This window comes from Deinococcus aerophilus (assembly GCF_014647075.1).
Classification (GTDB): Bacteria; Deinococcota; Deinococci; order Deinococcales; family Deinococcaceae; genus Deinococcus; species Deinococcus aerophilus.
Genome location: NZ_BMOM01000005.1, coordinates 73,850 through 86,278 on the forward strand (window position 1 = coordinate 73,850; position 12,429 = coordinate 86,278).

Annotated in this window: 14 protein-coding genes and 1 tRNA gene; 9 read left to right on the top strand and 6 right to left on the bottom strand. The window is 69.2% G+C overall.

Features of this window, described 5'->3' with window-relative positions:
* The first annotated feature begins 40 nt into the window (after positions 1-40).
* Positions 41-829: an enoyl-CoA hydratase-related protein gene (locus IEY21_RS04770; protein WP_188901913.1), complete on the top strand. Its 789-nt coding sequence runs from the start codon at positions 41-43 to the stop codon at positions 827-829.
* A gap of 63 nt (positions 830-892) precedes the next feature.
* On the opposite strand, the gene IEY21_RS04775 is transcribed toward IEY21_RS04770, so the two are convergent.
* The 3 genes from IEY21_RS04775 to IEY21_RS04785 form a co-directional block, all read right to left on the bottom strand.
* A complete protein-coding gene (locus IEY21_RS04775) occupies positions 893-1,522 on the bottom strand; it encodes a hypothetical protein (protein ID WP_188901915.1) in 630 nt (209 codons plus the stop codon).
* Positions 1,523-1,614: 92 nt separating this feature from the next.
* Positions 1,615-2,517: an SMP-30/gluconolactonase/LRE family protein gene (locus IEY21_RS04780; RefSeq protein ID WP_188901917.1), complete on the bottom strand. Its 903-nt coding sequence runs from the start codon at positions 2,515-2,517 to the stop codon at positions 1,615-1,617.
* Between the two features lie 145 nt (positions 2,518-2,662).
* A tRNA-Ser gene (locus IEY21_RS04785) sits at positions 2,663-2,752 on the bottom strand.
* Positions 2,753-2,882: 130 nt separating this feature from the next.
* On the opposite strand from IEY21_RS04785, the gene plsY reads away from it, so the two are divergent.
* The 8 genes from plsY to IEY21_RS04825 all read left to right on the top strand — a co-directional run bounded on the left by plsY (position 2,883) and on the right by IEY21_RS04825 (position 10,330).
* On the top strand, positions 2,883-3,479 hold the full coding sequence (plsY, locus tag IEY21_RS04790; RefSeq protein ID WP_188901919.1) for a glycerol-3-phosphate 1-O-acyltransferase PlsY: 597 nt from the start codon (positions 2,883-2,885) through the stop codon (positions 3,477-3,479).
* Between the two features lie 110 nt (positions 3,480-3,589).
* On the top strand, positions 3,590-3,889 hold the full coding sequence (locus IEY21_RS04795; protein ID WP_188901920.1) for a hypothetical protein: 300 nt from the start codon (positions 3,590-3,592) through the stop codon (positions 3,887-3,889).
* Between the two features lie 171 nt (positions 3,890-4,060).
* Positions 4,061-5,080: an aspartate-semialdehyde dehydrogenase gene (locus IEY21_RS04800; RefSeq protein WP_188901922.1), complete on the top strand. Its 1,020-nt coding sequence runs from the start codon at positions 4,061-4,063 to the stop codon at positions 5,078-5,080.
* 137 nt (positions 5,081-5,217) lie between these two features.
* Entirely contained in the window at positions 5,218-6,225 is a 1,008-nt protein-coding gene (locus tag IEY21_RS04805; RefSeq protein WP_188901924.1) for an alpha/beta hydrolase, read from the top strand.
* Positions 6,226-6,294: 69 nt separating this feature from the next.
* Positions 6,295-7,383: a C39 family peptidase gene (locus IEY21_RS04810; protein WP_188901926.1), complete on the top strand. Its 1,089-nt coding sequence runs from the start codon at positions 6,295-6,297 to the stop codon at positions 7,381-7,383.
* A gap of 35 nt (positions 7,384-7,418) precedes the next feature.
* Positions 7,419-8,240 carry a hypothetical protein gene (locus IEY21_RS04815; protein WP_188901928.1) on the top strand — a complete coding sequence of 274 codons (822 nt, stop codon included), beginning with the start codon at positions 7,419-7,421 and terminating at the stop codon, positions 8,238-8,240.
* Positions 8,241-8,265: 25 nt separating this feature from the next.
* Entirely contained in the window at positions 8,266-9,921 is a 1,656-nt protein-coding gene (locus tag IEY21_RS04820) for an adenine deaminase (RefSeq protein WP_188901930.1), read from the top strand.
* 19 nt (positions 9,922-9,940) lie between these two features.
* Positions 9,941-10,330, top strand: a complete 390-nt coding sequence (locus tag IEY21_RS04825; protein ID WP_188901932.1) for a 2Fe-2S iron-sulfur cluster-binding protein — start codon at positions 9,941-9,943, stop codon at positions 10,328-10,330.
* 10 nt (positions 10,331-10,340) lie between these two features.
* On the opposite strand, the gene IEY21_RS04830 is transcribed toward IEY21_RS04825, so the two are convergent.
* The 3 genes from IEY21_RS04830 to mltG form a co-directional block, all read right to left on the bottom strand.
* The gene (locus tag IEY21_RS04830) at positions 10,341-11,096 is read right to left on the bottom strand and encodes a DUF421 domain-containing protein (RefSeq protein WP_188901934.1); all 756 of its coding nucleotides are present in this window, start codon (positions 11,094-11,096) and stop codon (positions 10,341-10,343) included.
* Complete coding sequence (locus IEY21_RS04835) at positions 11,093-11,314, bottom strand: hypothetical protein (RefSeq protein ID WP_188901936.1); 222 nt, start codon at positions 11,312-11,314, stop codon at positions 11,093-11,095. The genes IEY21_RS04830 and IEY21_RS04835 overlap by 4 nt, the downstream gene beginning before the upstream one ends.
* Positions 11,315-11,406: 92 nt before the next feature.
* Entirely contained in the window at positions 11,407-12,429 is a 1,023-nt protein-coding gene (gene mltG, locus IEY21_RS04840) for an endolytic transglycosylase MltG (protein ID WP_188902087.1), read from the bottom strand.

Sequence of the window (12,429 nt, forward strand, 5' to 3'; positions counted from 1 at the left end):
GCGGGCGAGTGTAGCGGACGGACCGCGCTACGCTGGGACCATGAGCCAAGACAGCGTGATTCTGCACGGCACCCGCGCGGGCGTCCGTACCCTGACCCTCAACCGCCCGGACAAACTGAACGCCGCCAACGACGAGTTGCTCCTCTCGCTGACGACCGCGCTGCAGGCAGCGGAGGCAGACGACACCGTGCGCGTGGTGGTCATCACAGGTGCGGGCCGGGGTTTCTGTGCCGGACAGGATCTCGGCGACGTCTCGGGGCGAAACATGACCTTTACCGAGCACCTCAACCACACCTACAACCCGCTGATCCGCACGCTGCGCGGCCTGAACAAACCGGTGATCAGCGCGGTCAACGGCGTGGCCGCGGGAGCGGGGGCCTCGCTGGCGCTGGCCGGCGACATCCGGCTGTGGGCCCAGTCGGCCCGCCTGATCGAGATCTTTTCCAACATCGCGCTGGTCCCCGATTCGGGAAGCACCTGGCTGCTGCCCCGGCTGGTGGGCTACCACCGCGCCTTTGAGCTCATGGCCCTGGCCGAGCGGGTGGACGCCGCAGAGGCCCTGCGGCTGGGACTGTGCGAGCACGTTTACCCCGACGGGACCTTTGCCGATGAGGTCCAGGCCTACGCCGAGCGCTTGGCCGCACGCCCGGCCAATGCGCTGAAGCTGACCAAGCAGGCCCTGAACGCTGCGCTGACCTCCACGCTGGATGACGCGCTGGACCAGGAAGCTGCCCTGCAGCAGCTTGCGGGCGACCACTGGGAACACCGCGAGGGCGTCAGCGCCTTCAAGGAAAAACGCGCTCCGCAGTTTGTCCGCGAAAACGGCTGAGCCGCTGAAAACAAGAGGGGGCCGGGAACATCTATTACTCCCGGCCTCCTCGCCTGTGTCTGATTACATGTCCAGCGGATCAGGGTTCTCGCTGGCGCGCTTGGCCTCATCCAGGGAGTTCGCGTGCCGGAAGGCCTTGTCGCGCTCGGCCTCCCTGGCCACGCCGGCGGTCTTGTCGCCCGGTTCCAGCAGTTCGTCGGAGTGCTGCACGGTGGGGTCCGGCGAGGTGTAATCGCCCTGCGACGCGTCGTGGTGGCTGCGGTCGGTCTGGTTCAGGTTGATCTGGCCGCGCTGCTGCTCCAGCTGTTCTTTGTCCGGTCGGGTCATGTTCGGCTCCTGGGGGGGATGGGGAGTAAAGTTGGGGCGGTTGCCTGCGGCCTGGGCCGCCGGGTCACCGGGCGCGTACACCGTCACGTCGCCGGCCTCGTGCGGATCGTCGCCCAGTTCGCTGATCAGGCGCTCGCGGGCGCTGATCTCCTCCTCGACCCGGCGAATGTCCTGCTGAACGCCCTCCAGCACACCGGCCTCGGCGCCCGAGTGGTAGGCACGGCCCAGCCGCGCAAACAGACCGTCCAGTTCGCGGCCCAGCTGAAAGACCTCCAGCCGCAGCCGCGTGACGTGCGCCACCTCCTCTCCCCGGCGCTGCACCCGCTCCGCTCCGCGGCGGACGCTGTTCAGAATGTTATCCAGCATACCTGTCAGTGTGCGCCTCTCACCGTGCGCTGTGGGTGAGGGCGTCCTAAGCGATGTTGTGTCATCGGTTCATGCCGGCGGGGGCCGGAATATCAGAACCGCGCCCCACGCACAGATACCGGCAGACGGTACAGACTGCTGCTGGCCGCGATGTACAGGTACGGTTCCAGATGGCTGAAGGTGAGGTTGCCGATGGCCTCGGGCACCGGCACCACGCCCAGCCGGCGGCCATCCGGTGCATAGACCTGCACGCCGTTGCCGCTGCTGCTCCACAGGTTGCCGTGCTCGTCGGTCCGGATTCCGTCGGGCATACCGGGGCTGACCTGCGCGAATACGTGGCCCTCGCCCACCTCAGACCCGGACACCGGGTAGGCGTGGATGTGGTGACGGCCCGCCGGGTCATGGGTCCGGCTGGTGTCGGTGACATACAGGACGGTCTCGTCCGGACTGAAGGCCAGTCCGTTGGGCCAGCGCAGATCGGTAACGCGGGCCTCCACCGCCCCGGTGCCGGGGTCCACGCGGTACACCCGGCACGCCTCCTGTTCCTGTTGACCGCCGTAACCCTCCAGCGGCTGGATCAGCCCGTAGGGCGGGTCCGAGAACCACACGCCCCCGTCCCGCGCCACGATCACGTCGTTGGGGCTGTTCAGACGCCGCCCCGCATGGTGCGTGGCGATGGCAACCCAGGTATGCCCCCCGTCATCCGAGCGCAGCACCGCCCGCTCACCGTGCGAGCAGGCATACAGCCGGCCGTGGCTGTCGCGGGTGTGGCCGTTGTGAAAGTGCGCGGGGTGCAGTGCCACACGGAAGGGCCGCTGCGCCGTCGTTTCCCCCGGGTGCCAGCGCAGCACGCGGTTGCCGGGAATATCGCTCCACAGCACCGCTCCATCGTCCAGGCAGACCGGCCCCTCGCCCCAGGCCGTTCCGCTGGCCAGATGCTCCAGCCGGGCGTCTGCAGGAATCAGGGGTTCCAGGCCGGGATAAGGATGACTCACGGTGTGCCAGCCTACGCCCGCTGCCAGCATGTCCACGGACGGTGTCCAGACACATCCCACGCAACGGCGCACCGACGGTCTTCAAACAGGCATACGAAAGAAGCGCCGCCATGGACCTTTCCCATGTACGACGCTCTTGTTGTTCTGGCGGAACGGGAGGGATTCGAACCCTCGATAAGCTTGCACCTATACACGCTTTCCAGGCGTGCTCCTTCAACCACTCGGACACCGTTCCAACTCGTTGCGTACACCCCACAGGGCGCACAGCAGACTAACGGGTGAAGAGGCGAAAATCAAACCCCGGCGGCGCCGTTGCCCCCGCCGGGTGGCCCGGTGGGCGAAACGTGGGCGTTACAATTGATGTCGTGACCTTTCTTGCCGTGCTGGTGTTGCTCGCCTCCTATCTGCTGGGTTCCATTCCGGCAGCGGCGTGGCTGGCACGCGGGCGTGGGGTGGACATCCGCAAGGTGGGCAGCGGCAACAGCGGCGCGACCAATGTGCTGCGCTCCCTGGGCAAGGGGCCAGCACTGATCGTGGCCGTCTTCGACATCCTCAAGGGGGCGCTGGCCGTGTGGCTGGCGCGTTCGCTGAACCTGCCGCCCGAGTGGGTGGGCCTGTGCGGGGTGGCCGCCGTGATCGGCCATAACTTCAGCCCCTTTCTGGGGTGGCGTGGAGGCAAGGGCGTGGCGACGAGCTTCGGCACCATCGCTGCGCTGGACCCGGTGGCGGGCGCCGGCGCCTTTGTCATAGGCGTCGCGTGCATGTGGCTGACCCGTTATGTCAGCGCGGGCAGCATCCTGGGGGCGCTGACGGCCGGCGTGGTGGTGCTGTCGCTGGAACGCCCCGCGTGGATGGCCGGCGCGATCCTGTTTCTCATCGCGCTGCTCATCTGGCAGCACCGCGCCAACATCGGGCGCTTGACCGCCGGCAAGGAGTCGCGGCTGGGCGAGAAGGTCCGCTGAGCGGAAGGTGGGCTGGGGGGCGCACCGTGCGCTAAACTGGTCGGGTCACACAACCCAACCCCCCATCCGCGCGGCACCACCGTGCGCGGAGACACCGCCGGAGACCACAGATGCCCGTCAGGATTCGTATTTACGGCAAGGAAGCCACCTTTTCACAGGGCTGCTGGGCCTGTGATGACGACAGCCTGCAGGCCATGTTGCAGGGCCTCGCCGACCCGCGCGCCGTCAGCCAGGAACAGGAACATGCCCACGCCCTGTACGCCGCCGGACGCTTCGGCGGGTTGATCGCCACGCCGCTGGGCTGGGAGGCTGCGCCGCACCCCGAGGCCGAGATCAAGCTCGAGGACTTTGCGCCCGGCCCCCACCCGGAACGGGCCGGCTGGCTGGGTTTTTTACGCAAGAAGCGGTAGTTCCTGAACCCCGGCCAGGATAGGCAGCCCGCTTGACCCTGCGGGGGGCAACCTCTACCCTGCGGCCATGAGCTGCGCCGCACCGACGACCCCGTAGGAGCGGCCTCAGCCTGTCGCTGGCCGCCCGCAGACCGCGTGGCGGCCCTTTTTGAATACCAGAAGGAGAACCTTATGCGCGTAGCGATTGTGGGAGCCACCGGAGCCGTTGGACACGAGTTGCTGGCCGTGCTGGAACGCAGCAGCCTGAAGTTTGATGAACTGCTGCTGTATGCCTCGCCGCGTTCGGCCGGCAGCACCCTGACTTTTAAAGGCCAGGAACTGACCGTCCAGGCCACGCCCGAGGGAGCCATTGACGCCGACGTGATCCTGGCCTCGGCGGGAGGCGCAATCAGTCTGGCCAAGGCCCCGGCGTGGGTGGCGGGCGGGTCGGTGGTGATCGACAACTCCAGCGCCTTCCGCTACGACCCGCAGGTGCCGCTGGTGGTGCCGGAGGTCAACGGCGCCGCCGCGCTGAAGCACCATGGAATCATCGCCAATCCCAACTGCACCACGGCCGTTGCAGTGCTGGCGGTCGCCCCCATCCACCGCGAGTACGGCGTGAAACGCATGATCGTCTCCACGTACCAGGCCACCAGCGGGGCGGGCCAGAAGGGCATGGACGAGCTGCTGGAGCAGACCCACATGGTGCTGCACGGCAAGCAGGCGTCCCACGAGGTCTTTGCCCACCCCATTCCCTTCAACGTCATTCCGCACATCGACGCCTTCCAGGACAACGGATACACCAAGGAAGAAATGAAGGTGGTCTGGGAGACGCGCAAGATCATCGGGGACGAGGCCCTCAAAATCAGCTGCACCGCCGTGCGGATTCCCACGCTGCGCACCCACAGCGAGGCCATCACGCTGGAGCTGGAACGGCCCGCCACCCCGCAGGCCGTTCGCGAACTGCTGGCGCGCTCGGCCGGAGTCGAGGTCCGCGACGATCCGGACGGCAAGGTGTACCCCATGCCCCTGACGGCCAGCGGCAAGTACGACGTGGAGGTCGGGCGCATCCGTGAGTCGCTGGTCTTTGACGGCGGCATCGATCTGTTCGTGGCCGGGGATCAGCTGCTCAAGGGCGCAGCCCTGAACGCCGTGCAGATCGCCGAGTACCTGCAGCAGCACGGCGCCCTGAAGGAAAAGCAGCGGACCTGAACAGCAGAATGGCGCGGGAGGCCGGGGCCCTGTGCCTGCGGCTTGAATCCAGAGGCCCGCTGAACCGCACGGTGACCTGAGGGCGCCACGGGCTTTCCGGACGTCGCGTGCCTGTTCCCACACGTAGAATCGCCCGCATGGCCGTTTCCGTGGATGGACAGCACGTCACCTTTCTTCCCCCGGCGGGCGCGGTGGGCCTGATCGGGGATTTCACCGACTGGCGCAAGCAGGAGCCGCTGCCGGTGCAGCCCGGAGTCCCGCTGACCCTGACGCTGCCGCGCGGTGCGTGGGTGGAATATGCCTTTGTGGACGCGGCGGGTGAGGCCTTCGCCGACCCGGACAACGAACGCAAGTCGCTGAATCCGTGGTGGCCGTATCCGCGCGCTGCGGAGGTGGGAGCGTACGCCCGCCACCCGCTGTGGCACGGTCCCGATGCTGGCCGCCGGGGCCATTCCCAGCGCCTGACCTGGGACGGCACGGTGTTCGGCGGCAAACGCCGCGCCATCGTGTACACCCCGCACGGGTACGTGCCCGGCACCCCGCTGCCCATCTACTACGTGCAGGACGGCGTGGCGTTTTACCGCACCGGCAAGCTGGGCGAGGTGATGGACCGCGCGGTAGAACGCGGGCTGGCTGCGGGCGCGGCGCTGGTGTTCGTGGAACCCGGCAACCGCAGCGAGGAGTATTACCTCAACGACCGCTACCTGGACTTCCTGACCACGGAAGTGTTTCCCCGGGTGGAGAACGAACTCGTTCCCCCCTCCACGCGCGGGCTGTGGGGCGCGAGCCTGGGCGGCCTGATCTCGCTGTACCTGGGCAGCCGGCACCCGGACCTGTTTTCCCGGGTGGTCAGCCACAGCGGGGCCTTCATTGCCCGTCCCGGCGCACGCGACGCCGGCGGTGTGATCGACACCACCCGTGCCGGGGAATGGCTGCGCGGGGAACTGGAGCGCCAGCCCCCCACCCACCTCCGGACCAGCCTGGACACCGGCGTGCTGGAATGGCTCGCTGGTCCCAACCGGCGCATGGCGGGCCTGTTCGCCGACCTGGGCCTGCCCCACCAGTACCGCGAGTACCCCAGCGGACACAACTGGATCACGTGGCGTGAAGCGCTGCCCGAGGCCTTCCTGTACATGCAGGGCTAGGCGGGGCCGGGCACGGGCGCGCGGGTCCTCACCACCGCTGTTCCCCGGGGCGGCATAGTCGGCGTATTCATGCGCAGTCCACTTTCTCTCATCCTGGGCCTGGGCCTGCTGGCCCCGGGCCTGTGCGGCGGCGCGGAGGCGCTTACCATGACCTATCCCCACAGCACGACCCTCCTGCACGAGCGGGCCGCCGACTGGGCCAGCGCTGCCCACAGCGGCACGCAGCTTCGCGGCGAGGCGCTCACGCTGGCCCCCGGAGTGGCGAGCGGAACCCTGACCTCGGCCCCCCTGAGCGTGCCCGCCTTTGATGAACTCGTGCCGTCGTGGAACGCCCTCACGCCGGGCGCAGGCAGCGTGACCGTGGAGGTGCGGGCACAGAGCAGCGGGCAGTGGACGCGCTGGTACTCGTTCGGCACCTGGAGCGGCGCCGAAGGCCGCAGCAGTGTCAACGGCCAGAAGGACGCGGCGGGGCAGGTGCTGACCGACACTCTGCGCCTGAGCAAGAAAGCCAGCGCCTACCAGTACCGCGTGACCCTGCGCGGCGAGGGCACCACCGTTCGGCTGCTCGCCCTGAGCACCTCCGAGCGCTCGCGCCAGAGTGCCGGGCTGGGCGGCGCCAGCGACCGAACAGCCTGGGGCAAGATCAATAACGTTCCGGGGCGCTCGCAGATGATCTACCCGGACGGCGGCGAGGTGTGGTGCAGCCCCACGAGTGTCTCGATGATTCTGGCGGCGTACGGCGTGAACGTCACGGTGCCGCAGGCGGCGGCCGGCACCTACGACCGGGCCTACGACGGCACCGGCAACTGGCCCTTCAACACCGCCTACGCCGGGGCATTGGGCCTGCGGGCCTTCGTGACCCGGCTGCCCAACCTCGCGGCGGCCGAGCGCTTTACGGGCGCGGGCCTGCCGCTGGCCGTCAGCCTGGGATGGAAGAAGGGTGAACTGCCCGGCGCGGCCATCCCCACCAGCAGCGGCCACCTGATGGTGCTCATCGGCTTTGATAAGGCCGGCAACCCGGTCCTGAACGACCCGGCCGCGCCCAGCAACGACACGGTACGCCGCACCTACCCCCGCGCCGCCTTCGAGCGGTTGTGGCTGTCGCACAGCGGGGGCCTGAGTTACGTGATCGCGCCGCAGGGAAAAGAATTGCCATGAATCCCGGCTCCTGAACGCCTAGACTCACCCCCAGCATGGACTTCCCCAGCGTCTGCCCCGTCTGCGCCCACACCAACCGGGCCGAGTACACCGACCGGAGCGTGCATGACCTGACCTGCGCGCAGTGCGGAACACGCTACTGCCTGCTGATCCGCAAACAGAAGTTTGAGGTGCTGTTCGACCTGGGAACCCGCGCCCTGATGGACGGGTACGCCCGCGAGGCGGTGGCGAGTTTTGCAGCGGCGCTGGAACGCTTCTTCGAGTTCTACGTGCGGGCCTGCGTGCTGGAACGGGCCTCGAACTCGGCGGCGGATTTTGAAACGGCGACGGCGGCGCTGGACGGCACCTGGCGGCATGTGGCCAGCCAGTCTGAACGGCAACTGGGCATGTTCGCGCTGGCTTACCTGCTGCGCGAGGGCCGCGAGCCGGAGTTCCTGACCCCACGGGCGCTGGGCACCGAGTTCCGCAACCGGGTGATCCACCGCGGCGAGCTGACGGCCCATGCCGAGGTCGAGGCCTACGCCGCGCAGATTTTTGCCCTGATTGACCGCCTGCTGACCGAGCTGGGCAGCGGTGCAAAGCACGCCGAACTTGCCCAGGAGCAGGTTTTTGCCCGTCACCTCGCCGCCCTGCCCGACGGAGTGACGGTGGTGTTCGAAGAACACCCCGGCATGTTCCGCGCCCGCCGCTTCGGCACCCTGGCACCCATGCCCAAGCCCCACAAGCCCGGCCCCAGCGCCGCGCCGGACCGCCTCCTGAACGACGCGCGCGCTTTTCAGCAGACCCAGCAGCAGGCCCTGTTTCAGCGGGCCCTGGCCGAGCGCGGCACGCTGCTGCGGGCCTTCAAGGGCGAGTGAGCCCGGCGGCCCCGTACACTGCCGCATGGTTTCGGTTCAGGATCGGCGGCGGGTGGTGCGGGCAGCGCGGGGCGAGGAACCCGGCGACCTGCTGGTCAGGGGCGCGCAGGTGGTTCAGCCTGGCACGCGCGAGGTGTTCGGGGCAGACGTGCTGGTGGCCGGGGGCCGGGTGGCGGCGCTGGGCGGCGCAGGAATGAATCTACAGGCGGCGCGGGTGATCGAGGCGCGCGGAGCGTACCTCGCTCCCGGCTTCATGGACGCGCACATTCACATTGAGTCCAGCCTGCTGACCCCCGCGGGGTTCGCACAGGCGGTGCTGCCGCGCGGCACGACAGCGGTGGTGGCCGAGCCGCACGAGGTGGTAAACGTGCTGGGGGCGGGCGGCCTGAGCTGGATGCTGGAGGCCGGCCGGACCTCGGGCCTGCGGGTGTGGGCCTCGGCGCCGTCGTGCGTGCCCGCCAGCGAGTTCGAGGAGGGCGGCGCGCGGGTGGACGCCGCCGAGGTGGCGCGCATGCTCGCCGTGCCCGGTGTGCTGGGGCTGGCCGAGGTCATGAACTATCCCGGCGTGCTCGGCGGTGACGCGGGGGTATGGAGCATTCTGGACGCGGGGCGGGCGGCGGGCAGGCGGCTGGACGGCCACGCCTCGGGGGTCTCGGGCCGCGACCTGATGGCCTACGCGGCGGCCGGTATGCACTCGGACCACGAGGCGACCACCCCGGAAGAGGCCCGTGAGCGCCTGCGCGCCGGCCTGTGGCTGATGGTGCGCGAGGGTTCGGCGGCACGCAACCTCGAGGCCCTGCTGCCGGTCTTGCTGGAGCGCCCACGCCGCGCCATGCTCGTCAGCGACGACGTCAGTGTGGACGAGCTGCTGGAGCTGGGACACCTGGACCGGCTGCTGCGAACGTGTGTGGCGGGCGGCCTGCACCCGGCAGACGCGCTTGCCCTGGTGACCTGCAACCCGGCAGAGTACTGGGGCCTGCACGACTCCGGGCTGGTTGCGCCGGGGTACCACGCCGATCTCGTGCTGCTGCGTAACCTGCAGGACTTTGGAGTGCTGGAAACCTTCGTGGGCGGCGCAGAGGCCCGGCCCGGCGAGGTCACCCCTCCCCTGCCCGGCGGCCGCGTGGACCTGGGGCCAGACTGGGACGCGGCCACCTTCGAGCCGCCGGCCCACTGGCCGGTGATGCAGGTTCACCCCGACCAGATCACGACCGAGGCCGGGCCGCCGGGCAGCGGGGACGCGCGGCTGGTGGTCGCCGACCGCTTCGGGCGTGCCGAGCGGGCCGCGTGCTGGACCTCCGGCACCGGGATGCACGGCGGCACGCTGGGCCTGAGCATCCTGCACGACGCCCACCACGCGGCCTTTCTGGGGGGCAGCGACGCCGACGTGCGTGCGGCGGGACACGCCCTGCAGGCCATGGGCGGCGGCGCGGTGGTGGTGGCCGACGGCGAGGTGCGCGCCAGCCTGCCGCTGCCCTACGCGGGCCTGATGTCGGACCTGCCGCCGCAACAGGCCGCCGCCTGCCTGAACGCGGTCACGGCGGCGGCCCGCGCCCTGGGCTGCACGCTGCCGTATCCGGTAACCACCCTGAGCTTTCTGGGCCTGAGCGTGATTCCCGCCCTGAAACTGACGCCGCGCGGCCTGCTGGATGTGAACGCCTGGCGGCTGCTGGAACCGTGACCTGTGCCATCTTGGGGGCATGACCACGACGCAGTCCATCACGGTGCAGGTTCAGGGATACGGAGAGCTCACGGCGCAGGCCGGGGAACGGCTGGTGCTGGCCTTGCAGCGCGGAGGAGTGGACATTCTGCACCGCTGCGGCGGCGTGGCCCGCTGCACCACCTGCCGGGTGAGCTTTCAGGAGGGGGAGCCCGACGCCATGACCCTCGCCGAGTACGACAAGCTCACGGAGAAGGGACTGCTGGGACAGGCCCGGCTGTCGTGTCAGATCGAGTGCGCGCCGGGCATGCAGGTCACGCCGCTGCAAACGGCGGCCACCACCGGTCTGGAACCCGGCAAGGCCCCCGCCGAGACCATTCAGCCGGCACCTGAATGGACCACCCGCCCCGGAGCGTCCACCGAGGGCTGAGCGCTCCCGCTTACCCCGGCGTGGCCTCGCCCGCCGCAAAGCCCCCGCCCGTCGGATCGGCCAGGGGATCGGTGATGGCGACCGTCCAGCCGGAGTGACCGCCGCAGGCGCAGGCCCCCGGCAGGCCATTCAGGCGCTCGACCCGACCGCAGTCCAGGCAGGCCGCGTAGCCGTGGTGGGGCAGGTCAGGAGACAGGCGGGCCGGTTCTTCCAGGTCCCACGGCGGTACCACCGGCAGGCCCGGCGGCGGACTTTTGTCGTGGCTGAACACCGTCAGGTTGCCGTCCTGCTCAAAATATGCGCGGCGAACCTCACCGAGTTGCATCACTCCCGCAGCCCGCAGGCGCTCGAACAGGTCCTCACGGCTGAGATCGGCGCGTTCCAGCGCCTGTGAATTGAACACGCCGTCGCGCACAAGTTCAACCGGTTGACCCTGCATGAAGGTCTCGACCCGCTCGGAGTTCACGACCAGCCGGGACAGCAGCCGCTGAAAGCCCACGACCAGCGCCAGCGCCAGCATGGCGTGCAGCAGCGGCACCTCGGGGTAGAACAGCGGATCGCCCGCCGCCGAGCCCAGCGCGATCACGATGGCGAGTTCCAGCCCGCTGAGCTGCGCCAGCCCACGTTTACCGGTCACGCGCAGCAGCAGCAGCAGCCACAGGAAAATCACGGCGGTGCGGAACACGATTTCCAGCAGGAACAGTGGCGGCACGTCGCCCAGCCAGATGCGTTCCCAGTCGAAGGGGACGATCGGCGGGCCGCTCATGTCCGGTCGGTCCCGGTGAGGGGTTCAGGATCGCTCAGCCCCAGCCCCAGCAGCACCCGTCCGCGGTCCCAGCCGGTCATGGCCGAGAGTTCGGCGAGCACCGCCTCAAAGTCCGGCCCAGGGGCCACCGACCCGCCGGAACTGGGCTCGGCGGGAGCCAGCGCACGCAGCCGCCGCCACAGGCCATTGCGCCGCTCCAGAGACTCGCGGGAGGACATACCGCAGAGTGTAGGCGGCCCCCCCGCCTTCCGGCCCGAGCGTCAAGTGACGCTCAAGGTGGCGGGGAGGGAGCCATGTCCCCAGGGGGCCTTCAGCGGTAGCGGGCGTTGTCGCGCAGGTGCTCGGCGTAGGTGTGGTTGACGTAGATCTTGCCGCCCGGCGCGTGCAGGAAATACAGGGCGTCGCGGCCATCGGCGAGCTTGCGGTTGGCGTTCAACACGCTGCTCAGGGCCGCCTCACCGGGATTGTTGATGGGACCGGCGGGCAGGCCCATGCGGGTGTAGGTGCTGTAGGGCGTGTCTTTCGTGAAGTCGCCCGCCGAGCGGTCCAGCTCGGGCAGGTTCTTGCCCAGCCCGTAGGCCACCGTGGGATCGCTGCCCAGCGCGATGCCGTCCTCAAGGCGGTTGAGGAACACCCCGGCGATGATGGGCATTTCCAGGTCGTTGGCAGCCTCGGCCTGCACCATGCTCGCCAGAATGACCCAGTCGCGCACCGAGAGGCCCAGCGCCTTGGCCTGCGCCACCCGCTCGGGCGTGAATTCCCGGTTCATGCGCTCAACCATGGTCTGCACGATCTTGCGCGGCGTCTCGGCAGGGCGGAAGCTGTAGGTGTCCGGAAAGACAAACCCCTCCAGATTCTTCTGCTTGCCCTCGGCGTGGGCACTGAGGCTGGGGTCCTGCAGGGCTGCCAGGATGGCCGCGCCATCAAAGCCCGCCTTCTGGAAGATGGGCGGAACGTCACGCAGCCGCCAGCCCTCGGGCACCGTGACATTCACCTGGGGAATGCGGGCCGGTCCCGCCAGTTTTTCGGCAACCTGCTGCACGCTGAGGTCACCGCTGAGGTCGTACAGCCCCTCCTTGAGGCTGCCGGCCGTGCCGTTCTGCCGCATCACGAAACGCAGCACATCGGCGTTCTTGACAATCTGCTGCTGCTGCAGCTCGCGGGCCACCCCGCCCAGCGTGTCACCGGGTTTGACCTCCAGGGTGTACGGCCCGCCCCCCGCCGGAGCGGTCACGCTGCGGACATACAGAAAGGCGGCCAGCGCAGCGAGCAGCAGCGCGGCGACCACACCCAGCAGGATTCTGATCCACAGCGCCCGGCCCCCTCCCCGCAT

Coding starts and splice junctions, on each gene's coding strand:
- IEY21_RS04770 (WP_188901913.1), top strand. CDS start 41: ATGAGCCAAGACAGCGTGATTCTGCACGGCACCCGCGCGGGCGTCCGT.
- IEY21_RS04775 (WP_188901915.1), bottom strand. CDS start 1,522: ATGCTGGATAACATTCTGAACAGCGTCCGCCGCGGAGCGGAGCGGGTG.
- IEY21_RS04795 (WP_188901920.1), top strand. CDS start 3,590: ATGCCCGTCAGGATTCGTATTTACGGCAAGGAAGCCACCTTTTCACAG.
- IEY21_RS04800 (WP_188901922.1), top strand. CDS start 4,061: ATGCGCGTAGCGATTGTGGGAGCCACCGGAGCCGTTGGACACGAGTTG.
- IEY21_RS04805 (WP_188901924.1), top strand. CDS start 5,218: ATGGCCGTTTCCGTGGATGGACAGCACGTCACCTTTCTTCCCCCGGCG.
- IEY21_RS04810 (WP_188901926.1), top strand. CDS start 6,295: ATGCGCAGTCCACTTTCTCTCATCCTGGGCCTGGGCCTGCTGGCCCCG.
- IEY21_RS04815 (WP_188901928.1), top strand. CDS start 7,419: ATGGACTTCCCCAGCGTCTGCCCCGTCTGCGCCCACACCAACCGGGCC.
- IEY21_RS04820 (WP_188901930.1), top strand. CDS start 8,266: ATGGTTTCGGTTCAGGATCGGCGGCGGGTGGTGCGGGCAGCGCGGGGC.
- IEY21_RS04825 (WP_188901932.1), top strand. CDS start 9,941: ATGACCACGACGCAGTCCATCACGGTGCAGGTTCAGGGATACGGAGAG.
- IEY21_RS04830 (WP_188901934.1), bottom strand. CDS start 11,096: ATGAGCGGCCCGCCGATCGTCCCCTTCGACTGGGAACGCATCTGGCTG.
- IEY21_RS04835 (WP_188901936.1), bottom strand. CDS start 11,314: ATGTCCTCCCGCGAGTCTCTGGAGCGGCGCAATGGCCTGTGGCGGCGG.
- mltG (WP_188902087.1), bottom strand. CDS start 12,429: ATGCGGGGAGGGGGCCGGGCGCTGTGGATCAGAATCCTGCTGGGTGTG.